The sequence below is a fragment of the Olsenella sp. An270 genome (assembly GCF_002159735.1).
Lineage (GTDB): Bacteria > Actinomycetota > Coriobacteriia > Coriobacteriales > Atopobiaceae > Thermophilibacter.
In genome coordinates this window covers 12,247-35,530 of record NZ_NFJF01000010.1, presented here as the reverse complement: position 1 = coordinate 35,530, position 23,284 = coordinate 12,247, and the positions used below count along the sequence as shown (strand labels likewise).

18 protein-coding genes and 1 pseudogene are annotated in these 23,284 nt (G+C 57.5%); 2 read left to right on the top strand and 17 right to left on the bottom strand.

The window, feature by feature from the left end; genetic code table 11:
- Positions 1–86 precede the first annotated feature (86 nt).
- The 9 genes from istB to B5F73_RS09085 all read right to left on the bottom strand — a co-directional run bounded on the left by istB (position 87) and on the right by B5F73_RS09085 (position 10,128).
- Positions 87–830 carry an IS21-like element helper ATPase IstB gene (gene istB / locus B5F73_RS09125; RefSeq protein ID WP_087227929.1) on the bottom strand — a complete coding sequence of 248 codons (744 nt, stop codon included), beginning with the start codon at positions 828–830 and terminating at the stop codon, positions 87–89.
- Positions 820–2,250: an IS21 family transposase gene (istA, locus tag B5F73_RS09120; RefSeq protein ID WP_158094794.1), complete on the bottom strand. Its 1,431-nt coding sequence runs from the start codon at positions 2,248–2,250 to the stop codon at positions 820–822. Before istA ends, istB begins: the two co-directional genes overlap by 11 nt.
- A gap of 465 nt (positions 2,251–2,715) precedes the next feature.
- Positions 2,716–4,062 (bottom strand): hypothetical protein, encoded by a 1,347-nt coding sequence (locus B5F73_RS09340; protein WP_143803184.1) that lies wholly within the window; start codon positions 4,060–4,062, stop codon positions 2,716–2,718.
- Between the two features lies 1 nt (position 4,063).
- On the bottom strand, positions 4,064–5,500 hold the full coding sequence (locus B5F73_RS09110; protein ID WP_087227926.1) for a flippase: 1,437 nt from the start codon (positions 5,498–5,500) through the stop codon (positions 4,064–4,066).
- Between the two features lie 3 nt (positions 5,501–5,503).
- Entirely contained in the window at positions 5,504–6,544 is a 1,041-nt protein-coding gene (locus B5F73_RS09335) for a hypothetical protein (RefSeq protein WP_143803183.1), read from the bottom strand.
- Between the two features lie 39 nt (positions 6,545–6,583).
- Positions 6,584–7,708 (bottom strand): glycosyltransferase, encoded by a 1,125-nt coding sequence (locus tag B5F73_RS09100; protein ID WP_143803182.1) that lies wholly within the window; start codon positions 7,706–7,708, stop codon positions 6,584–6,586.
- A complete protein-coding gene (locus B5F73_RS09095) occupies positions 7,701–8,648 on the bottom strand; it encodes a glycosyltransferase (RefSeq protein WP_087227923.1) in 948 nt (315 codons plus the stop codon). The genes B5F73_RS09100 and B5F73_RS09095 overlap by 8 nt, the downstream gene beginning before the upstream one ends.
- Positions 8,648–9,421 carry a DUF4422 domain-containing protein gene (locus B5F73_RS09090; protein ID WP_255376249.1) on the bottom strand — a complete coding sequence of 258 codons (774 nt, stop codon included), beginning with the start codon at positions 9,419–9,421 and terminating at the stop codon, positions 8,648–8,650. The genes B5F73_RS09095 and B5F73_RS09090 overlap by 1 nt, the downstream gene beginning before the upstream one ends.
- A 14-nt stretch (positions 9,422–9,435) precedes the next feature.
- Entirely contained in the window at positions 9,436–10,128 is a 693-nt protein-coding gene (locus B5F73_RS09085; protein ID WP_239379857.1) for a sugar transferase, read from the bottom strand.
- 166 nt (positions 10,129–10,294) lie between these two features.
- Between B5F73_RS09085 and B5F73_RS09080 the strand changes: the two genes are divergently transcribed.
- Positions 10,295–11,608 carry a lipopolysaccharide biosynthesis protein gene (locus B5F73_RS09080; RefSeq protein WP_087227920.1) on the top strand — a complete coding sequence of 438 codons (1,314 nt, stop codon included), beginning with the start codon at positions 10,295–10,297 and terminating at the stop codon, positions 11,606–11,608.
- 120 nt (positions 11,609–11,728) lie between these two features.
- Here B5F73_RS09080 and B5F73_RS09075 read toward each other — a convergent pair whose 3' ends face one another.
- Positions 11,729–13,189: an RNA-binding domain-containing protein gene (locus B5F73_RS09075; RefSeq protein WP_158094793.1), complete on the bottom strand. Its 1,461-nt coding sequence runs from the start codon at positions 13,187–13,189 to the stop codon at positions 11,729–11,731.
- Positions 13,190–13,347: 158 nt separating this feature from the next.
- On the opposite strand from B5F73_RS09075, the gene B5F73_RS09070 reads away from it, so the two are divergent.
- Complete coding sequence (locus tag B5F73_RS09070) at positions 13,348–14,880, top strand: hypothetical protein (RefSeq protein ID WP_087227918.1); 1,533 nt, start codon at positions 13,348–13,350, stop codon at positions 14,878–14,880.
- A gap of 31 nt (positions 14,881–14,911) precedes the next feature.
- Here the strand turns inward: B5F73_RS09070 and B5F73_RS09065 are convergent, their stop codons facing one another.
- From B5F73_RS09065 to B5F73_RS09035, 7 genes and pseudogenes are all read right to left on the bottom strand, one after another.
- Positions 14,912–15,328 carry an IS30 family transposase gene (locus tag B5F73_RS09065; protein WP_143803181.1) on the bottom strand — a complete coding sequence of 139 codons (417 nt, stop codon included), beginning with the start codon at positions 15,326–15,328 and terminating at the stop codon, positions 14,912–14,914.
- Between the two features lie 61 nt (positions 15,329–15,389).
- A pseudogene (locus B5F73_RS09060) lies at positions 15,390–16,572 on the bottom strand (IS256 family transposase).
- 270 nt (positions 16,573–16,842) lie between these two features.
- Positions 16,843–17,958, bottom strand: a complete 1,116-nt coding sequence (locus tag B5F73_RS09055) for an acyltransferase family protein (protein ID WP_087227916.1) — start codon at positions 17,956–17,958, stop codon at positions 16,843–16,845.
- The gene (locus tag B5F73_RS09050; protein ID WP_143803180.1) at positions 17,955–20,006 is read right to left on the bottom strand and encodes a hypothetical protein; all 2,052 of its coding nucleotides are present in this window, start codon (positions 20,004–20,006) and stop codon (positions 17,955–17,957) included. Before B5F73_RS09050 ends, B5F73_RS09055 begins: the two co-directional genes overlap by 4 nt.
- Positions 19,996–21,051, bottom strand: a complete 1,056-nt coding sequence (locus tag B5F73_RS09045; protein WP_087227914.1) for an NAD-dependent epimerase/dehydratase family protein — start codon at positions 21,049–21,051, stop codon at positions 19,996–19,998. Before B5F73_RS09045 ends, B5F73_RS09050 begins: the two co-directional genes overlap by 11 nt.
- A complete protein-coding gene (locus B5F73_RS09040) occupies positions 21,044–22,000 on the bottom strand; it encodes a glycosyltransferase family 2 protein (protein ID WP_158094792.1) in 957 nt (318 codons plus the stop codon). Before B5F73_RS09040 ends, B5F73_RS09045 begins: the two co-directional genes overlap by 8 nt.
- Complete coding sequence (locus B5F73_RS09035; RefSeq protein ID WP_087227912.1) at positions 21,993–23,279, bottom strand: polysaccharide pyruvyl transferase family protein; 1,287 nt, start codon at positions 23,277–23,279, stop codon at positions 21,993–21,995. Before B5F73_RS09035 ends, B5F73_RS09040 begins: the two co-directional genes overlap by 8 nt.
- Positions 23,280–23,284 lie beyond the last annotated feature (5 nt).

Here is a 23,284-nt window from a genome sequence, read left to right as displayed (position 1 = left end):
TGTGTTTAGTCAAGTAGTTTTGAGCAGAATGTGCATCGGGAATTGAGCAGTATGAGCTCGCGGCCTGAGCGGTGGTTTTTGAGCACCTACCCGTCCTGCATGAGCGCGTGCCTCACGCGGTACGACTCGCCGCGGAACTGGACCAGCCTGCCGTGGTGCACGACGCGGTCGATGACGGCGGCGGCCATCTGGTCGTCCCCGAAGACCCCTCCCCAGCGGGAGAACTCGAGGTTCGTGGTGATGACGACGCTCTGCCTCTCGTAGGCGTCGGCGAACACCTGGAACACGAGGCGCGCGCCGTCGGCGTCGAGCGGCAGGAACCCCAGCTCGTCGATCACGAGCAGGCGGGCCCGTGCGATCTGCGACATCTCGCGGTCGAGCCTGCCCTCCTCGCGGGCGCGCCTCAGGCGCATCACGAGCGACGAGGCGGTGAAGAAGCGGGCCTCCAGGCGCCTGTCGCACGCGAGCTGGCACAGCGCGCTCGCCATGTGCGTCTTGCCCGTGCCCACGTCGCCCATCAGCACCAGGTCCTCGCGACGCTCGAGGAACGCGAGCGAGAGCAGGTCGTCTCTTCCGAGACCCTCGGGCCACGACACCGCCGACCAGTCGTAGCCGTCGAAGGTCTTGGGCGCCGGCAGTCCGCAGCGCCTGAGCAGCGACGCGCGCTTGGAGGCGTCCCGGCTCGCCGCCTCGGCCTCGAGGTACGAGGCGAGGTACTCGACCTGCTTCGGACTGCCCGCCGCCGCCCATTCGCCGAGCACGGAGATCGTGAGCGAGCACCTCCTGCCCGCCTCCATGATCCTGCGCGCGAGCTCGCCGCTAGCAGGCATGGGCCTCGCCCCCTCTCAGGAAGCCGTCGTACACGGACAGGTCGGCGCCGCCCTCCGCGGCCGGGCCGCCGGCCGCCATCCTGCGGGCCAGCACGTCGACGGTCGCGTCGTCTGGGATCCGGCCGCCCTCGATCACCGCCTGCGCCGCGGAGCAGGCGGCGTCGAAGCCGGACGGGCCGGCCGCCCGCTCGATCGACCTGAGCACGCGGCGGCGGCCGGCCGCATCGAGGGAGTCTATTGCCCGGACGAGGGCCTCGGGCATGTCGCGCCTGATCACGGACTCGCCGAAGGCGCGGGGCCGCGCCACGAGCGCCGGCACGAGGGAGAGCGGGTTGCGCACGGCGGGCCCGTCGCCGAACGCGCGCTCGAGCACCGCGACCCGCCGCCCGCGGTCCGCCAGGATCTCCACCGTGTCCGCCCGGACGCCGCAGAGGAGCTCCCGGGAGTGCCAGGCGGGACCGGCGAGGTAGCCCCGGCCGTCGATGGTCACCACGCCGCGCTTGTCGGCGCGGCACCTCGCCCAGCGCACGGCGTCGAAGGGCGACGACGGCAGCGCGAGCATGGCGGCCAGGTCCTCGGCGAGCACCTCCGGGGTCGGGCGGCCGTCCCGCGCCCGCGAGGCGGCGTTCAAGCGGTCGCACCCGTCCCTGAGCAGGTCGTTCAGCTCGGCGAGCGAGCCGACCGCGGGCACGGGGACGAGCAGGTTGCGGCGGATGAACCCGACCGCGTTCTCCACCGACCCCTTCTCGTTGCCAGAGTACGGGTTGCAGTAGCGGCTGCCCATGCGGTAGTGGGCGCGGAACAGCGAGAAGAGGTGGGATTCGGTCACCTCGCCGCGCAGGCGCCTCCCGGCCTCGGTGGCGTTGTCGAGCACGAGCTCGCGGGGCGCCCGCCCGATCCACCCGAAGACGCCGGCCAGCCCCGCGCACATGCACTCGGCGCGCTGGGACATGCCGGCGACGGCGTAGCGCGCGTTGGAGTGCGGAAGGCATACGACGAGCAGCTTGAGGTGCAGCCTCTCCCCGGAGACCACCGCCTCGAAGTTGCCGTAGTCCGCCTGGGCGGTGCCGGGCGCCCACTCGAGCTCGAGGTAGCCGTCCCCCGCGCCCGCCGCCCGCGCGAGCCGCCACTCGCGCACGTGGCGCTGCACGGCGGAGTAGGAGCCCTCGTAGCGCCTCTCCTCGACGAGCCTGTCGTAGATTCTCTTGGCGGTGTGGCGCTGCTTGCGCGGGGCGCCCAGGTCGGCTTCGAGCACCCCGTCGATCCAGGCGGCGTGCGGGTCGATCGCCGGGTGCGGCCTGTCTGCGGGCGCGGGGGGCTCCGGCGACAGGTCCTCCATGTCGGCGTACTTGGCGACGGTGTTGCGGCTGAGCCGGAGCCTGCGGGCTATCTCGGCCCGCGGCACCCCCTTCGCATCCATCGAGCGTATATCATTCCTTACGTCCAGGGGCACGGTCATCTCCTCCATCCTTCCCGGGCGGTCTCGCCAAAGCACGCGCCCGGGACAACCATACGGCGGGGGCCGCGCCCCTGGTCCAAGGGGGCGCGGCCCTCATGCTCAAACTGCTCATTTTTCGGTGCACGCGTTGCTCAGAAACCGGTGCTCATTCGGACCATTTCTTATTGCACATCAACATAATAAGCGGGTCGCCCGATAGCCCCTGTCGACAGCCCCTGTCTCCCTGCCATCTTTGCGTAGACAAGCCGCTGCGCCCTGACGAAGGATGCAGGTGCTGCATAGCCACAGAAGCCAAGTCCCTGCGTCTCATCGAGAAGGGCTCTGCCCGCGGCCTCTTTGTCAAGCGCCCCGAGCAGCCGCCGAAAGCATTGTCGAGCACCCCGAGAGGACGTCGGAGCAGCCTTCCCTTCCCAGCGGCAGCCCTCATCAGGGCTCTTGTAGCTCATCAATCTCTGCGTCAACGACGTGTTTGACGAGTGCTTCACATGAGTTCGCTCGTTCGAATCTTTGGGCGATACGCTTCTCAATCAGCTCGCAGAGAGCAACGAAGCAGACAATCAGGAAGAAGTCGTAGGGCAACTCCAATAGCTGGGGATCCACGAGTGAGTGAAGCGCGGTGACCACCAGGCCAATTTGGAGGACGAGGCAGTCCTCTGCGACCGCTTGGAGGCATCCCGCCGTTAACATTGCAATCGCCGCCAACAGCGCAAGTGCCCCTAAGCGGATAAGCACATTCATGTAGGAGCAATCAACGTAGTTTTGATCTCCAGATAAGCCGGCAGCCTTATCCTCAACTATTCCTTCCTCAGTAACGGTTATGCCATTTCCCACGAAGGCTATTTCTCTGCCGAAAGGCGAGATGCCATACCGGTGAAAAGACGTCTGGGTCTGCTCGAGGCGATTGGATAGAAGAGAGTTCATATTCCTCCATGCGGAGGAATTCCCGTCGTAGGCAACTGTTGCCACAATGCTAAGTACTGCACATAAGGCAAAGACACAGCAGACAGCAGAGCGCACCGCCCTTCCCCGCACGAGCCGCTTAATTGGCTCAAAGCGAATCCCGATGCTAAGGACAACTGCAAGTAACACCAGCAGGAAAGAGTTCCTGGAATCCGTTAGAAAGTAAATAATCAAGTTTATGATTACGATTGGGGCGTATTCAATCCACCGAAGCTTGTCCTCGCGAAGATACAGATACACCAGGACGAGATTCAGGTAATAGTGACTGACATACGTACAGTAAAGAAAGCCTAGACCATGACGAACGGTGCCGTCCCCGCGCGGCCAAAGATAGTCTCGCGCAAGGCCAACTTGAGACATAGCCACAACCACAGCAACCGATAACGCAACAACGATTGCTGCAATCCTCATCACCCAGCGCAAGGGGAAGAGCGAGCAGGCGTAGAGAATAACCGCAAGATCAACCAGTATGGCATCTCCAGACCGGAGATACACGACCGCTCCGAGGGCAAACAGCACGAGCGCGACAATCGCATGGACAGGCTTCTTTCTGCCAAAGACGGCAGCAAGCAGTAGAACAGCAAGCGATCCATAGTGAATCGCAGTATGCGCTAGTGACCCATCGGGAAACGTCAGCACCGAGGTGGAAAAAACTCGCCATACAAGCCATGAGGCGAAGCCAACGAGGAACAGCCCACGACTCAAAAGCGGACGATAGAGCAAGGCTTCTCCTCTGCCGCCCGAACGATAGCCATCGGTAAGTTCATTGGTCTTACGGTTAGGCTCAAGACCTCTACAATTCCTCTCCGCCAAGCTACCCCCTCCCCAACAGACGCCTCATTAGGTCGGTCTTTCCTGTGGAAACGCACCAGGCAACGGCCAGAGCTGTGTAGCAGACGGCACCAACCGCAAATTCGATTAGAAGTCCCCCAATAGATGGTTCCCCGAGGCAGCTAGCAACAATGCGAACGCATGCCACCATGATGCACCCTATTCCAAAAAAGGGAAGCGCGCTCTTGAGATACGCCCAAAGTGGGAGATCGTTCCTGACAACCCAGCACTGATACGCCAGCACCGCAATCTCGGCACATACCGTTGCAACGGCAGCGCCCACCGCTCCAAAGGGCTTGAGAAGAATCAGATTGAGAGATACGTTCACCACAGCACCAGCGCAGACGGAGAGCGTGTACGCGCCATCGGAAAACGTCGGCAGCATGTATTGAACGCCAATAACATTGCTCGCCGAGATAATTGGAATGACGACGGCAACAACGGGCATAATATGCGCGCATGGATCATATCCCGGCCCAAAGAACACGACCGAGAACTCCGGCGCAACGGCCCCGATGCCAAACGCCATAGCCATCGCCGCCGCCTGCATGGCCCACATGGACTCGCCGAGCAAACTGCGCGCCTGCTCCACTCTACCCTCGGAGAGAGCCGCCGTCATGCGAGGCAGCATGACCGTTCCGAGCGCCGTGATGACCGCCATCGGCATCTTGCTGATCTTCTCTGAGTACTCGTAGTATCCCGCCTGCTCCATTCCGGAGATTGCCCCCAGCATAATCTTGTCAAGAGAGGTGTACAGACTGATGGCGACGACCGGGGCAAAGAGTCGAAGATTTGGGCCAAAATGCACGCGAACCTCAGCCCATGTTGGCCTAACCCAGTCAACATGACGCCCGACAAAAGGCCACATGATTACTTGATTTGCGAGGAAGCTCCCCGCAATAGCCGCGCAGTAAACCCAAAGGTCATCAGGCGTCTTCACAAACAGGAATATCGCTACCACGCTCGCGAGCTTGGTAGCGAAGCTGCGTTCCGTAGGAAACCGAAAATCCTCGACGCCGAAGAAGAGCCACGACACATCCAATATTGCCGAGACGACCCACATTCCCCAAACCAACGCAATGATGAGGCCACCCTCAGGCTCGAGGAACGTATAAGCGGCATAGAGGATGGTAACCGGGATACAAACGACAGCCTGCGAGAAGTACGCGCTCCAGAAGGAGCGAGAGCGCTTCGCTCTATCGGACCCAGCAGCGGCAATCACACGCACGCCATAGTTCGCCATACCAAGCGTTGCAAAGAGAACAAAGTAGTTGGTAATCGAGTAGGTATATGAGTACACTCCCACCTGTTCGGGCCCGAGTACGCGAGAGAGGTAGGGAGTCGTGACGAGCGGGGCCAGGACCAGCAGCAGTTGGTACGAGGCATTCCACAAGAAATTGCGTCTAACCGAAGCAGCCATGGACTAAGCGCCCTCCATGCCAAGGGCCTTAAGCGCGGCAGCAACGGCTCCCTTGGTAAACCAGCCGCCCCTCACTTTCTCAGCGAGCGCAAGGGCGTTCGCTCTCATTAGTTGATAAGCATCCTCCGACATGCTTCTGTATGCCTCGTCGACCTCAAAAATGCTGTCCACGAGCACGCCGACGCCATTCTCCGTTACGAGCGGCGCTTCGGCTGCCTGAGACCAAATGAAGACGGGTTTTCCCAGGGAAAGATAGAGGGAGAGCTTGTGGGGGCTGTTAATTCTTAGATACTCCCCATAATCACCCGAACATGTATCGAGCGAATCGCCATCCCACACGAGCCCAAACTTTCCCGTCATATGCCGCGACAGCTCCTGCGGCAGGAACTTGCCCCGATACCATTCAGCCCTGCCTGCCCTCCCATCATAATTAGCTCCATACAGATTTAGTGGGAGATCAGGAAGGTCCTTTGAGGCACGATAAACATATCCGGCTTTGATCGGGGACAGGTTGCCCGCGATGTCTATACCGCTAACAGCAGGGGGGAGTTCGCCATCGGCAAGATAATCGAATACGCCCAATGGAATCACCTTGGCGTTGCATACCTTTGAAACGAGGTCTTCCATTCGCTTGTTATGCACGATTATCACGTCGGCTTTTTTAAGATACGGGTCATCGCTAGACGGCAGCTCCTCCCCCCGAAAGTTATCTAGGTCGTGGACGAGAAGGACTATTTTTCCGCCGTGACTCTTAATCGCAGAAATGAATGGCAGAGAGGTAAGGGCGACTTTTGGATAGATTGCCAGGGGAAACTGAATGAGCAGACAGTCGCCCTCCCCGATTAACTTCACGGCCTCCGTCCAAGTTTTGAGATTAACCCTCAGCGCCCCCAGCTTGGCAGCAAGCCCAGGCTCGTCACACCGACGCTCTGTTGCAATGGGAGTCCAGAGTTCCTCACTAAGAAGGACATCAGCAATGTCTTGCCGAGCTTTCGTCGCAGCATTATATCCCTGGCTGGCAAACTCATTAAGAAAGTAATTCATCTTAGACCCATCGTTCAAAACCCCACGCGCAACCTAGGGTCACGCCACAGCCTCATGATAAAGCGCCAGAAGATCCTGGCTTGTCTGATGGACGTCAAAGCCGGCCGCGCGAACATGTTCTGCTCCAGAAAAACGCCGGCATCCAACTAGCGAAAGCAGGGACTTTGCCCAGCTCTCAGGGCTCCAAGAATCCTCGCCAACTTTAACCGTACAGCCATCAATCACAACGTCTCGAGGAATGGCCGGCGACATGATGCACGGCAGGCCGTTTGCCTCTGCCTCGAGAACGGCGAGACCGAAGCCCTCGAACTTCGAGGGAAAACAGAACACGTCCATAGCCGAAAGGAGATTTGGAATGTCATCGCGGTTCCCCACGAGAATGACCTCTCTCTCGCTAAGCCCCAGTTCGGCAGCGCGGCGCACAAGCTTCGCCCTGTCAGGACCATCGCCAACGATCAAAAGCCTTGAACGTCTGCAGTCCCGCCTAAACAGGCCAAACGCCTCGATAAGAAAGCCTTGGTTTTTCGAGTCAACCAGCCTGCCTACATTACCTACTACGACCTCATCGTCCGCTATACCCAGTTCGCCTCGAATTTCCGAACGTCCCTCGGGAGAAAAAACTAGGCGCGAGCAGTCAATGCCGTTATGAAGAACTCGAATCTCGGAATGAACGCCTGGGGGGAATTTTGACTCACCCGCAGGCCTCGAACAGGCGCAGTAGACGTCAACGTAGCGGGACATCCTCAAGCCCCCAACAAGTCGTACGACCATATTCTTTAGGGTCATACAGCTAGGGGCGGCATGCGCATGAGCGATAACTCGAGGGTTGCCAGCTTGTTTGGCCGCGCACGCCATGATGGCAAACACGGACGTGCTGCCCGAATGAATGTGGACAATGTCATATGTCCTATCTTTAAAAAAGGCAGCGAGTGGTCTGGAGAGATATTCGCGACTCTTACCTGGGTGAAAAGACAAATCTAAGTGATAGACATCCCCACCCCATGAAGCAACAGAGGCGAGAATACTATCATTCTCAACCCCGTAGGGGGTGAGAAAGTCGATATGCAGCCCCTCTTTGTCCATGCAGGACAGCTGGGACATGACGTATGACTCCTGACCACCGTGGGCAAGCGGCTCGCCAAAGGCTTCGAGTATTCTAATCATCTGGGCACGCACCACCGGGATATTCAATTACTGGATAGAACTTTAGTCCAGCGGCCGTCCCAGAAACAAGCTTTCGAACCCTTGTCAACCTATGATCTGGAGCCCTGAACAACACGCGCAAAACATGGCCGGCAAGTCGAACGACCTCGTACGCAAAGCCGGCGGCTCCCTCTCGCCTGTAAAGCACCACATCGTTGCGATACAGGTAGCCAAACCGGTCGATGCGATCAATCTCAGAGGTGGCGATATTGGCGCCGAGGTTTCTCTCTGACTTATGCACCACAATACTGGAAGTCACGAGATAGCACGGAAGCTCGCGGGACAGACGCCTGGTGAACTCCCAATCGTCTGTCCAGATAAAGAACTCTTTAATTGGAAGGCCAAATCGCCGGATGTTTTGGCAGGGCACAAACAAGGATACGAAGGAGGCCATTTCAACCGGCACCAGCTCGGGAGAGAAATCTTCGACATTCTTGAAGACGGTCTTGCGCTGAACGTTCATAGCGCAAATGGAACCGTCTTTCCAGAGAACCTTGCTGCTAAGAAAGCCATACTTCCCGTCGAGAGATTCCGCTGCCGCGCACAGGGCCTCGAGCGCCGTAGGTTCGGGCATGCAATCATCATCCATGACCCAGGCCCAACCGTAGCCGCGCTCTGCCGCCTCTCGCATGCCAAAGGAGAACCCGCCTGCGCCACCGAGGTTTGCCCTGGTATTCAGATAAATCAAGCTGCCGTCATTCTCGTAGGAAGCAAGAGCCTCGCGCGTTCCGTCGGTGCTTGCGTTGTCGACGACGATGATGTCGAGTTGGTCTTGCACGGTCTGATCGAGCAAACACTCAATGCACTCTAGAAGGAGCGCTTTTCTGTTATAGGTGACAACAACAGCAGCAACCTTGGCGGATAGGTTACGAGCACTTGCCAATTGTTGAAGCCGCTCCATCAGAAGCTCCTCTCGTACTTTTTGCCCAGGAACTTCGCCGCGAGGAAGCCCTTGCCCTTGGAAATCCAGTCGACAGGTTCGGGGCTCACGACAGGCAGCTCAACGTAGTCGAGACCGTTTGTCTCGAGCCAAGGGTCCAGGAGGCGCTCGGAGACGCGGCCCGGCCAACGAGACTGAAAGGTGTCCATGCCCTCAAACCCAATCCTCTCCTCAAGGTCGGAAAGGATTGGGAACAGCCATGAGCAGTAGTTGTCAAACAGATTAGAGCGCATGACAAACATGTTGAAGATGTGCGCCCCGCGTGAGCTCATGAGGCGGTCCCAAGCACGCACATACTCCGGACAACGCTCCTTGAGCACTTCTCTGCAGGTATCGAACTGCGCGGCATCGAACGTGTGAGCATAGTGGTCGTACACCGTCTCGATGTAGTAGTTCCGCCTCTTCGCAAGGACAATGCCGTGCTTCTGGAGAAGCGGGAGCAGCTCGTCACCGGTGACCACGCAATCATACGGGTCCTTGCCGCTACGCTCCGGAGAGCCCAGCAGGCGACGGTAGTGAACGAGGCCCTTGTAGTCGGCCTCGACGTTCTTCCAGAGCCAATAGAGGCCCGTAAGCTCACAGTAGTACGGGTTCTTCTCGGAGATGTTGTCGCCCTCGCTGTCACGCTGGAATCCGAGGTCGAGCTCCGGATGAAGGGCTGCACCAACGTGAAGAGGCAGGTAGCAAGAATCCTCCGGCATGCGATATGCCTTATGAGCGGCGACCGCTACCACGACGCGGCTTTCGCTCACTGCCCTCGCCCCATTGCCTTGAAGGTGCGGAAGAAAATGCGAAGGTCAAGCGGAACGCTCGCGTGACGAACATAGAAGAGCTCGAGAAGCTGGCGCTCGTGGTTCTCCCAGGTGGCGTTGTTTCTCTCCGTGACCTGCCACCACCCAGTGATGCCGGGCTTGCAGGAGAGGAACTCGTCGCGGGCGTCCCCAAACTCGTAGGTCTCCTGCTCGGTGACGGGACGGGGCCCGATCACGGAGAGGTCTCCCTTGAGGACGTTCAGGAACTGAGGAAACTCGTCAAGTGAGGTGCGGCGAAGAAGCCGCCCAACGCGCGTCACGCGAGGGTCGCCGTCAACCTTCTGCTCGCGCTTCCACTGGGCAAGCTGGGCCTCGTCGAGGTAGCGCTCGGGATGGTCATGGGCATCCGCGTACATGGATCGAAACTTGAAGATGCGGATGGGCCTGCCGTCCTTGCCCACGCGCCCCTGCCTAAAGATGGGACTACCCGGTGAGTCCAGGCAAATGACCACACAGAGAAGGGCTCCAGGAATCAGGCCCGCAGCACAGGCAACCCCGGAGAAGACGAGGTCGAAGGCTCGCTTGACAAAGCGATACCCTACCCCGCCGCGGTTGGGGGCGGGGACGCTGGGGTCGGGCTCCGGGGCCACGAAGCTCACGTCGGGTCCTATGTCGTCCCTATCGTCCAAGCCCTTCCTTCGTTCTGCACACTCGTCCAGCGTTATCATGCTATCGCATTGAGCAATTCATTGATACCGCAGACTCCCCTGTGTCAAAAGTCACATATTTCCTGAATGTGGGCCCACCTCCGTGAACATAACGCCGCTTGCTATACCATAGGGAGCTGTTGGAGCTATGACGAGCGAGGCAGACATGCATAGGGCTGTTCGACACAACGATTCCGGTCAGCAGGACGACGCCACAATAGAGCGCTCCGCCTACCTCTGGAACACGGCGTCTGGCCTGCTCAATGCCTTCCAATCCGTCATCATGCTCACCGTGCTCACGCATGTATGCGACATGGTGACCGCCGGTGTCTTCACCCTTGCCTACGCAAACGCAAACCTATTCCTCAACGTAGGAAAGTACGGCATCCGCAACTTCCAGGTCTCTGACGTGGACGAGAAGTACGACTTCCGCTCGTACCTCGTTGCCCGGGTCATCTCCGTCGCCGCAATGATCGTTGGGGGCTGCGCGTGGCTCGCGTGGTCGGCAATCACGGTGGGTTACTCCCTCGAGAAGACCCTCACGGTGCTCATGATGCTCATCTTTAAGGCCATCGATGCATTGGAGGACGTCTTTCACGGCAATTATCAGCAGCACGGCAGGCTGGACGTGGGCGCAAAGGTGCTCACGCTGCGCATGCTGACCATGATCGTGCTCTACGCGGGACTCATTGTGGCAACACGCAGCCTGCTGCTCTCCCTGACTGCCACAACCGTGTTCACGGGAATCTTCTTTGTGGCCGAGACGCTCTGGGCGCGCAGGCGTTTTGGCCTTCCAACTAGCGGGAGCGCTCAAATCAAACATGGACGCGCAGCGCTGCATCACGCGGGAGAGCTGCTGCGCGAGAGCTTTCCGGTGTTTCTTGCCACCTTCCTGCTCTTCTACATTGGAAACGCCCCCAAGTACGCCATCGACGTCGCAATGGACGACACGGCGCAGGCCTACTACGGATTCATCGCCATGCCGGTCTTCGTGGTCGGCCTGCTCGCCGGCTTCATCTACAACCCCATCATCGCGTCCCTAGCGGAGAACTGGGCGGAGGGAAAGCACGATGTATTTGCCCGTCGCTTTGCGGTTCAGGTGCTCGTTATCGCAATCATCACGCTCGCCTGCATCGCCGGCGCATGGCTGTTGGGCGTTCCCGTGCTCAGCCTCCTGTACAACGCCGAGCTCGAACCATACAAGATCGATCTGGTCGTACTTCTCGTGGGGGGAGGCTTCCTCGCCATGGCGACGCTCTTCACCACGGGCATCACCATCATTCGCTGGCAGAGCAAGCTGACGCTCGGATACGTGGTCGTCGCCCTCCTCGCTCTCGTTTCTTCACCCATGGTCGTCGGCGCCGCCGGTATCGATGGGGCATCGTGGGTCTACCTTGCTCTTATGGCGTTGCTTACGGCATGGTTCGGCATTGTCTTCGCGTTGGGCATCAAGAGGGCATAGGTTCCCGAACGTTCGCGTTGGTTCCCGAACGTTCGCGTTGGTTCCCGAACGTTCGCGTTGGTTCCCGAACGTTCGCGTTGGTTCCCGAACGTTCGCGTTGGTTCCCGAACGTTCGCGGGCCTAGGCTCTGGTGTCGTACGGCACGTACCTAAACCGGTGACCATCACGGAAGCGGTTAAGCTTCTTCGCTTCGAAAAGCCTCTTTAGACTCTTCTGAGCAACCCTCTCGGATATATCGAGCCGGCCGCTAACCTGCTCAATGGTTACGCCGCCCTGAGATTGTTCCGAGAGACCCAAAATGGCCTCGTCATATTTCCCGGGCACATATCGGGCCGCCGGACCACCCATACCAGAGAAAACCGGAAGGACCAGCTTCACCATAGAGGGATGGTAGCTCTCGGTCAGGACGGGTTCACAACCGAACGCGTCCGACCAAGTACTCCAGATATCCTGCAGGCCACTTCCGGCACGGTCTGAAGCGCCGATGAAGTTCATCATTCTCATTAAAGTGGGATTTCTTGCTTCAGAAAAGCCCCCGGCAATCGCGACGTCTCGATCAATCAGAAACCCGCCGGTATTCGTTATCTCGAGCTGCTCCGAGCCAAGTATCACTTTGACACTTGCCGCCGTTCCATAGTGCGCATGTATGACTGCGTTAGCCACGCCCTCATTGAGCGCTTCAGTAACCGGATTCTTGGACCCATGCCTCGTGCCCATTTCGTTCGTGAAGAAGGGGGACTTGAAGTGACGAATCAGCCTCTCTGAAACTAGAAAATAAAAGTCGATGATATTTCCGCTCCAGTCCCCGCTTTCGGAGCAAACTCGGTCTTCCCAACGAATGTCCTCTGAGGTCTCTTCGCGATAATCCAGGAGGAACTGGGGAATGTAGCTGGTAATTTCATATTCAAATCCAAATGCAAGCAGCCCGGCCCTTGTGGGATGGAGCATCCCGTCATGACCCTTGGCAACAGCGCCAATGTGATAGAGGAAGTCCTCGTCACTATCCGAGTTCCATGGACTGTTCTGCTTGACAGCGGAAAAGACGCGCCGATATTTCTGGATAGTCTCTTGGCACAATGCCTCCAGGGAGAACTCCTCGAGAGGGCTCCTGTCGGCTTTGGGAGTCTTGTCGTACCTCATTCCATCAATGTCGTATGCTGTAGCCCTATGGTCGCCGCTGCCTCGCCTAACATAGGCAACGAACTTCTTCTGTCTTTTCTCGTATACTTCAATCGGCTTTTCACTTCTGTCCGCTCTTGGGACATCAATAACAACGAAGTCCAAGCCATCCCTTGAAATGACGCTGACGCCATCTGCGAGCAGGATATCCTGACTGACGCGCCTAGGATCTCTGGCGATCGACCAAATCGCATCTACCAGCTTGGCCGCCTCGGATACGCCCACTGAGGAATACTCGTGACTGGCCTTGTCCTCATGAACTCCAAGGACTATTTCCCCACCCTCTGTATTCGCAAAAGCAGAATATGACTCCCAAAGGTCATCCGGTAGCCCAGCGGCAGCCTCTTTGAACTCAAGGCGCTGGGACTCCTCAAGCTTGTAGTCTCCGTTTTTAAAAGACATCGCAAGCTCCATTCCATTGAGCGGTCAGCACGCAGCCTTATTGTATCGCCCCGTCAGACATAGGGTGCGACGCACTGGAGCGCCATCGTCAGGGCTCTCCGGGCGCTCCTGGTGTACGATTGCAGAACGTGATTCTCCTGCCCTCGTTGGGGAGTTCTATGCTAGAGCTAACCTACACGAAACTCCGCCGCCTTGCGTTTGTGTACATGGCACTTCCCTGCCTTGTCTTCCTGCTGACGTTCGTCCGGCTCTATATCGCTCTGCCATGCGCTGTCATGCTTCTCGCGGCAGTCTACCTGACGGCATTCAAACATTCGGGAGGGAACGGCGTCTCAAGCGACGAAAGGGCCGTCCCCCTCTCGATCAAGGCCCTCGTTGGAATCGTTGCGGTTATGCTGCTTTGGTCCTTTCTGGGCGGGCAGGGCAACCTCTGGTTCCAGACGCACGACTGGACGATACGAAATGCCATCTTCAGAGACCTCATCACCCGACCCTGGCCCGTCATCTACGCCGAGAAGGGCACGGCGCTCTCCTACTACATCGGTCACTGGCTTGTGCCCGCTATGCTGGCAAAAGGGGTATATAAGGTCGTCGGACTGGGTGTTGCCTGGGCGATTGGCAACGTGCTGCTCTGGCTCTGGACTACGCTCGGGCTCACGCTGGTCGTGCTGCTGATGTACGTCCACTTCGGTTCTGACAGCATGAAGAGGCTCCCGGCACTTGTGGCCATCTTCATCTTCTTCTCTGGCATGGACGTTGTCGGGGCCTTCCTGAAGGGCACTCTCGGTCAGTCGCTGGCGCCGGAGACCCTCCATCTGGAATGGTGGGCGTATGGCGCCCTTCAATTCAGCTCCATAACGACGTGCCTCTACTGGGTCTTCAACCAGGCCGTTGCACCATGGATAGCGACCATGTGCTTCGTTCAGGAGAAGGACGCCCGCAACTACGTTCCCATCGTCTCCACGACCCTCCTATTCGGCCCCTTCCCCGCATTGGGCCTCACCATTCTCATGCTGATAAAGTTCGTCGCAGACCTTGTTCAATCCGTGATGACGCGCGAGCACGCAGGCCATCCCCTCTGGTGCTCCGCGCGGTACTTCCGAGAGCACGCCCTCAGCCCCCAAAACCTCCTGACCCTCCTGGGCTGGTGCCCCATCGTTATTACTTACTTCGTGAGCAACGCCGCCTTTGCTGGTGGGGCTCACTCAACTGCCGCCGCAGACGGCGGCCCCTCCCTCAAGCTGATTGCCGCCTTGCTCTTCTTGGATGCTGGTGCATATCTGATATTGATCTGGAGGGAGCATCGAAGGGAGCCATTGTTCTACGCCGTGTGCGGACTCTTACTTGCCTGTCCCTTCATCCGCGTGGGCGGAGGCTACGACTTCACCATGAGGGTGTCGATACCCGCCATCTTCATACTGATGCTCATGTGCGCACAGGCCGTGCTGGCTGACAGAAGGGATGTGTACCGTCCCAGCCGTCTGCGACGGGTTCTGCTAATCGTGTGCCTTGCCATCGGCTGCGTCACGCCCCTCGTTGAGATTTACCGAGGCTTCTATCATGTTGTCACTGAGCACACGATTCTTCTTGCCGATGACGGAGCCTACTCGATAGCGACTCTAGAGCCCTCCATCAACTTCGAGGCGTTTGACTACCAGGATACAGCCTTCTTCCGGCTTTTCGCACAATAGCTTCTCGTATTGGATATCTAGCCCGACGGATTCACACAGCCGTTGCACCACTCTCCGTCAGCATGCGCGCCAGCTCCTCCGCCGGCGTCCTCCATCCCAGCGTCTTGCGCGGCCTGCCGTTGAGCAGGTCCCGCGCCCTCGCGGCCTCGCCGTCCCCCACCCGCGAGAAGTCCGTCCCCTTGGGGAAGAACTGCCTGAGCAGGCCGCTGGTGTTCTCGTTGGTGCCGCGCTGCCAGGGGCTCCTCGGGTCGCAGAAGTAGACCTCGAAGCCCGTGGCGTCGGCGAAGCCCCTCCAGCGCGTCATCTCGCAGCCCCGGTCCCACGCGAGGGTGCGCCTCAGGGCCTCCGGCAGCGACGAGACCATGTCGGCGAGCCTCGAGCACAGCAGGAAGCGCAACGAGCGCTCGACGAGCGTCACGAGGCAGGTCTCCCCGTCGGTGCCAACCAGGTACCGTCAAGATTCTTGCGCACTTGGTACCGTCAAGATTCTTGCGCACTTTCGGACAGCCCTATATGCCCGCCTCCCGGTGCGCCTCCTCCAGCAGCGTCACGTCCAGGTAGCGGCGGGAGCCCCACTCGCTCTCGGCGACGTACTTGAGCCTCGCGGTCACGAGCATGAGGGCGGAGTTCCCGTCGGGGAACGTCCCCACCACCCTCGTCCTGCGTCGGATCTCCCGGTTGAGGCGCTCGATGGCGTTGTTGGTGCGCATGCGCCGCCAGTGCTCGCGGGGGGAAGCGCGTGTAGGTCAGGGTCTCGGCGAAGCCCTCGCGCACCACCTTGGCGGCCTCCCTGGGCCTCGAGGCCTCCAGCTCGGACGCGACCTCGAGCGCCTTGGCCTCGGCCGCCCCGCGCGACTCCATGGCGTGGACGGCCCTCGGCATCGCGGCGACCCTCGGCCGCTTGGACTTGGGCACCCTGGCCAGCACGTTGCGGTAGAAGCGGGCGGCGCGCCTCTGGTGCGCCGCCCCCGGGAACACCTCGGCGATCGAGCCGACCATCCCGGCGGCCTTGTCGCCGGCGGACATGCGCACGCCGCGCAGCCCGCGCGACCTCAGCCACGAGAGGAACTCCCGCCAGCACTCCGAGGACTCGGTGTGGCCCTCGGCGGCGCCGACGACCTCGCGGTAGCCGTCGTCGTTCACGCCGATGGCGACCATCACGGCGACGTTCTCGTATGAGCCTCCCCATGATCTCTTAAGGTAGATGCCGTCCACGTAGACGTAGGGGCAGGCCCGGTCGAGGGGCCTGTTCCTCCACTCCTCGACCGACGCGAACGCCTTCTCGCTGAGGCTCGAGACGGTGGCGGCCGAGACGCTGGAGCCCCAGAGGATCTCGGAGACGTCCTCTATCCTGCGGGTCGAGACCCCGGCGAGGCACGTCTCGATCATGGCCTCCTCGACGCTCGTCTCCCGGCGCCGGCAGCGCTCGATGATCGCCGTGGTGAACCTCATCCCCTTGAGCTTGGGCATGCGGATCGTCACCTCGCCGGACGTCGTCGCGAGCTTCCGCTCGTAGTGGCCCGCGCGGTAGGCCTCGCGGTCGGCGGTGCGCTCGTGGCGCTCGGCGCCCACGAGGTCTCCGACCTCCCCGTCCAGAAGGCCGTTGAGCATCTCCTCGACCGTCCTCCTCACCAGCTCGCGCAGGTCGGACCTCAGGGACTCCTCGTTCAATGTTACGATGGGCTCGGGCATGGTCTACCTCCAGCATGTTTCTTGTCTCGACAACTCGAATCATACCGGGGCGGGCCGTGCCCTCCTTCCTATCTGGACGCTATGCCGCTGTCAAAGTGCGCAAGAAATTGTACGTTACCCGTCTAATCAGACTTGTCAGGAGCTACTCGCCTACCTCCGGGAGCGCTACGGTCCCTCAGTGAGCCTGAAGCATGTCGACGACATCAACGACGAGATTGCGGTATATCAAATTATAAGGGATTCGATGACGCTCTAGCGTTAGACCTAGACCTACCTTGCAGTCCGTGTGGTAAGGGCGTCCCGCAGAACTCCAAGCATCCGCACGCCAAGCATAATTGCCGCGACAAGCATGCAACTCGTAATCAGATAGAGCATGGACGCTCCTAAGACTGTTTCCGGCGTTGGGACTAAAGCTAAAACCGCTCGTGTGAGCATGATATGCACAGGATAAATGATGGCGGTTTGCACGCCGATTGAGCAGCATAAAGCACTTGCCCCTGTAGTCTCGATAACTCTCGAGGCAAAGTAAATTGCTGCACAGCCAACCAAAGCGACACCGTATAGAGCAAACGCCCGCAACATCATTGTCGAGCCCAAAGACGGCCGATACATCCAGTTCGTAAAAGTATCAAATGGAACCGGGTTATCGCTATAGGCGCTGACGAGGACCCCATAGACAAGACCACAGATCAGGAAGCCAGAGGCCAGCTTGCCGACAGTCAGAATACTTCCCCGGCAGCAATCTACGCTCTTGCGTGATGCCAGCCAGTAGCCCATTACAAAAAATGGAAAGTATACTGCTACTTTGTTAATTTTAAACAATTCTGTCGAGAGGAGTCCGGCACAGACCCATCCAGCGAGTAGCACCGCCCACATCTTTAGGGCAATGCCACGGCGGGAGAGGAATGCATGCACCTCATGTAGGACTATGAACCAGCACTCAGTTAGAAACAGTGCGAGGAAAAACCAGACAGAGTTTGCATACAAAAAACTCGACATCACGCTCTCGCCCAAGCACTCCAACCAGGAACCGCCTCGCATAACTCCAGATACCGTATTGGCCGCAACTGCAAGCAGTGACCAGATGACGAATGGAGTCAGCAAGCCACTTACTCTCTTCTTGATCAGCAACCCCGGGCCATGCCGTCCCATCGCCCCATACATGAGATAGCCGCTAATCAGAAAGAAGCAGGGCATGTGACACATGTAGATAAGGTTCCACACAAACGTGTGGTCAAAGGACGTCTCCAGCAGATGTCCCCAGACTACCAGCAGGATGCATAGAGCCTTCATTATGTCCAAAACTGCCAGGCGCCCTTGGAGCACCAAAGACCCCTGTCCCGAAGAGGCCCCGCTATTCCCCACCACCATCGCCTCGGTCTTCACCGCTCTCCAGACACCTTCGCCAGGCCAAACCGCCAGACACCACTCGATTCATATACCGTATCTACTACATCAAAGCACTCCAGGTATCCCGAGACATCCTCGAAAGGCATGATGAGCACGTAGGTGTCCTCCATCGAAGTAATGGGGGGTTTCTCTCCTTTGTCAAATTCCACGAGATGGAGTTCGGGCAGACCTTGTCCTTCCGCGTCAACAACGATGTTGCCAGTTTTCGCATCCCAATAGTATGTCTCTGTATCCAGTGCAGAGCCAAAGGTCGAGCGTATCGTCTGGTCACCAAATACCGCTGGAACGAGAACCGTAATCATATCCCCATTGTCCACGTCCGCAATAAGACTCTCGATGCAGCGCTCGATTCCAAGGTACTGCCTGTTGTATACCACTGCATTTGAAATGAGGTAATTCTTCAGGTCCCTTTCGTTCGTCGAGGCCTCATTATTCACCTCGATGAAGGTACGCGTAGTGATTACTCGCCCATTACCCGCATCAAGATTCTTGAAGAGGAGCTGGGTCACAGGGTCCGTGAAGAAATTGCATCCTACATAGAACACGAATGCACCCATAAGAAGGCAATCCATGCATCGTGACCGCCTGCTTCGGCTGCAGATCGCCGCGATCCCGATCACCAAAAAAAGAATCAAGGGCTGGATATAGCGATAAGTCACATAGGTGACAAAGAAGAGGCTATAGAGGACAAAGCCAACGAATGCGCCAGCCATCCCCGCCCGGCAAGCCCCCCTACCTATTTCTACATACCCTTCGTTATCCAAATGAAGGCGACTGCCCGTCACCCCATGTCTGCCCCAGACGGCAACCGTCAGCACACTAATAGCAAGCAGCAGCCAATGGCCATTCATGAAGAGCATTTCTTTGACCTTGGTCACAATGTATAGCCCGTTGATGCCCAGCCCATTCATGCCACTGACGTATTGCGAGGTCGTCCATGCACTTGACTTCTGCATATATGCCACAAGAACGAAGAAGCCGCCTGCAATCAGAAACATCAATGCGTCAGCTAACCCTCCGTTATGCACGAATTCTGAAACCGATGATTTTCTGATTTCATATGCCAGGGCAAAGACTGCATAGAGACACAGCACGATAGCGTTTACTTCTTTCGTGAAGATGAAGGCGAGGCACGCGGCGCCGAGCAGTATTCTCGCTCTGCTTATGTGGAAGAAGGAAATCAAGACCAGTAAATATAGGCTGTATGCATCAACGGTAAACTCTGCAGATAGGCCGAACACGAGCGGCGAGAACGCAAGCAGCGCAGTACAGCCGTATACGTAGACCTCTCGCAGGGTTGGGAAGAGCTTCCTTAGCAGAGCTGGAATCATCGTGATTGCCAAACAGCTCATCACAAGATGACCGAACCTGAGGCCGAAAAGTGACCCACCGAACAGAAGGGAGATCGGGTAGTTAAGCACCGCAAACCCGTAGGCATAATGGCCGCCAAGCTGCGCATAGCCCAATGTGCTATCAAACGACAAGTTCCAGTTAGGCAGCTCGCGCATCAGCCGATAGTATGTTGCAGAATCCCCCTTAACCCATAGGTCAAAATTAGGGATGTATGCCACAACGTAGATTGCGGCAATTATCATTACGGGCCAACGCACCTTAAGCCATGCGACGATACTGGCCCCAGACGGTTTCGAGCTATTGACCTGAAGCCCATGGGCCGATAAGACAGTGACCACAAGACTTAGGAGACCCCACGCAAGCGCTATACGCTCGTAAACCCTCTCTCCGTTGCAAAGAACGGCGGTTCCAGTAAACAGCAGCCCAAAAAGGGCAAGAATCAGTAGCTCAACATATTCTCTCTTGGAAAGCATGCAGCTATGAGAAAAGTAAATGCATGCAGCGCCCGCTAGGAGCAGGGCGAAGAACTGAGCGAGCATGCTCATCTCAATGGTCGCAACTCGTGCAAAGACCATAGAGAGGCCTATCAGGGCGAGGAAGAGCAACAAGGCAGCTACCTTCTGAGCCCTCCTTGAAGCTCCAGTAAGGGCAAGCCTTGCCTCACCGCTCATACATTCCCCTCTCACGGCAATACTCAACGGTCCTCCGGAATCCCTCAACCGGATCTACCCTAGGCTGCCATCCACTCGCGCGCAGTTTCTGGGCGCACACCCGCGCTGCACAGTCACCCTCAACGGATGGGACAAGATGCACAATCGGTATTTCCGTTCCCGGCTTATAGCTCTTCGACAACAACTGGGCAAGTCCATTGATTGAATAGTATGCGTCCTCGTTCGCCATGTTGAACGCCTCCACGGACCCTCCCACCTTCATGGCACAGAAGACCCCCGTCACAGCATCCGAGACATAGCAAAATGGCCTCGTAGCGGAGCCGTCCCCCCGGATGACAAGCGACGTCTCGTTGAGCAGCGATTTCGCAAAGTCGGAGTAGACATGTCCGTCATTGAGGTCTATTCCGGGACCGTAGGTGTGACTAATCCTGACAATCGTACATGGCACCCCTTGCTCAGCGGCAAAAGCCCCGCAAAGCGCCTCGCCCGACCTCTTGGCAGTCGCATAGCACGCGTCCGGGCTAAGTGGGTCAATCGGCGCAAAGGCACTCTCCGTGATAACGCCTTCCCCTGATGCACCAATATCGCCATATACGGCGCCACTGCTGAAATACACAAACCTCTCGAAGCAGGGCATCTCTGCACACTGCTTCAAGAGATTGTAGGTCCCAACCATGTTGGCCGAAAGCGTTTCTATGGGATATTTCCTGTGCCCATCACTCGTGGAGATGCCGGCGGCATGGATAAGATAGTTAATCTCATAGCCCGATATATCTGCGTCGAGCACATCATCCACCAGAAATCGTAGGTATTCGGACGAAAGCACGTCAGCCAATGTCGTTTGAGCCTTAGCCTTGTTCCGACAAAGAGCAACTACCGTAGCCTCCTTCCCCTTATGGCTCTCGTTGAAATACATGAGAAAGCGCACGAGATAGCTGGCGATAAAGCCGCAAGCACCGGTAATCAAGAAGGTTTTGCCGGCGATTTGTGCTTCATCAGTTTCCTGGAGGATCTCGGAGAAGTCCGCTCGCAGGACACTACTCATCGTCAAAGTTAATCAGCTCCTCCTCGAACAACAGCGGCTTGTTCATCTTGGAGATCCTGGAATTGATGTTGAGGACGTACTCGCCCAACACCCCAACATATCCGAGCACAAGGCCAGCCAAACAGAGGATGAGGGAATAGACCGCATCAATGGCGACAATTTGGAGCGCCCACGACATGAGTGAAAAGATCCCTACCAGCGCTCCAATGATGAACAGACCAATTCCCACCCAAGTGGATGATCTGATCAAGACCTTTGAGTAAGAGGTGATGTTCAACATCGCCAAGTCATACAGGGAGTACAGATTGAGCTTACTCTTGCCCTTTTTCCTTTTAGGCTGAACGAATGACACCATGCCGACTTTGTAGCCATACTCGGCAACAAAGCCTCTGAGCGTCGTGTTGGCGTCGCACACCTTCACATACTCTTGCACCATCTTATGGCTATAGAGCCCGAACCCAGTAAACTGGTCCAAGTAGTCAACCGAATAGGGCTCGATGCTTGTAAGCCAGCGCATGAGGTGGTAGAAGACGCCTCGTGCGTGGTACATCGAGCTTCTCTCGTCACTCTGAGTCTTGACGGCACAAACGACCTCGTGTCCATTCTCCCATTCGCTTACCAGCTTTGGGACGACCTCAATAGGGTCTTGAAAGTCGCAAGCCATGTAGACGCATGCATCACCCGACACATGGGAGAGTGCGTTCGCAACCGAATACCTGGAGTTCACAGAGTTGAACACTGCCCTTATCCTTGGATTCTCGGTGCACAGAGATCGAATCTTTTCCCTCGTTGAATCCTCGGAGCAGTTATCCGCGAACACAATCTCGTAATTATATCCGGCAAGCGGCCCGCTAAAGAGGTCGGTAATACCCGCCGCTATCTCACAGATATTGGACTCCTCGTTACGGCATGGAATCAGGAAGCTGATTGTCTTCTGGTAATCAGCCACGAATATCAGCCTCCCCGATGAAAGACCTCTTGCATAGGTAGTAGCGGTCCTCATTCACTCCGTGCTCAGCAAAATAACCCGGCGCCATTTGCGAAGCGAGGTAGGCCGCAACAAAGACAAACTCGTCCTTCTCAAAGTCGGAAGGATACTCAGTACGAACTCCGTGAAAGAGCTTCTCATTAAACATGTCGTACGCATGAGCAAGAACTGCGTTCGGATAGTTGCTCCGGATGAACTGATAAATATCCTCAGCGTTCTTGTTGATGCCCCAAATCGAGTACCTGAATACGTCGTCCTGCTTCCATCGCTCCCTAATGAACCCCAACGCGCCTGCATAGCACGGAATCTGACCGAGGTCATCACCAGTGTCGCCGCATTCGAGGAACGCACTCTGGTCACATATGAGGTTGTGCGCACGATAGGCTGCCTCGATTCTATCGATTGCTATGCGAATCATACGCTGCTTCATAGGCTCGAGGTCCGATGCCGAGGGGCTCCAGTCGATTGAGTCGAAGCTACCCTCCGTATAGAAGGGCACGAGTTTCTTTATCCAACTGAATCTATAGGTGTACTGCTCGAGAGTAACGATGACTGGGATGCCAAGTGCCATGCCCAGAACCGCGCCGTGGAAGCGAGAGGTCACTATCAAACGAGCGTCGGTCTCGTACTTCTCTATGACCCGCTTGGTAAAGTCCTTCAGCGAACCATTCGGGAGTGAGTCAAGGCTGTCGAACACCTCTTGGTCGACGAATTCGATGTCCTTGTAAAGCTCTTTGGGGACATATGGCAACACCGACGTCGGAACGTCCGCAAAGATTACCTTCTCGCCATGGTGCTCGCTTTTGCTGCGAGGAAGCGTGAGGGCCAGGCACCCATTGACATAGGCCTCAATTCCATGGCTTCGCAACAGGTCCATACTGCGTTGATCGCGACATCCAATTGGCTCGTACTTCCTAAGAACATCCAGCTCATGTTGACCAAGAGTAGGGTCGGAGAACGACACCCCCAGAAAGACCGGAACGATTCTCGGTGAGAAGCGAAGGAACCTCTTGTTTCCCGGGTCATGGATAATCAGCAGGTTGACCGGCACTACGGCATAGTCGCCATCATAGGTTTCCAGGTCGTAGTAATCGATGTAGACAATCTCCTCGGGAGAAACGCCCATCTGCGCATAGATGTTCTCAATCGCCATGAGCTGCGCAGCATCACCAATGTTAATGATGACCTTGTCAAACTTGTCCGTGTCAGTTCCATCAAACTGGATGATTCCGAACTTCACCTGTC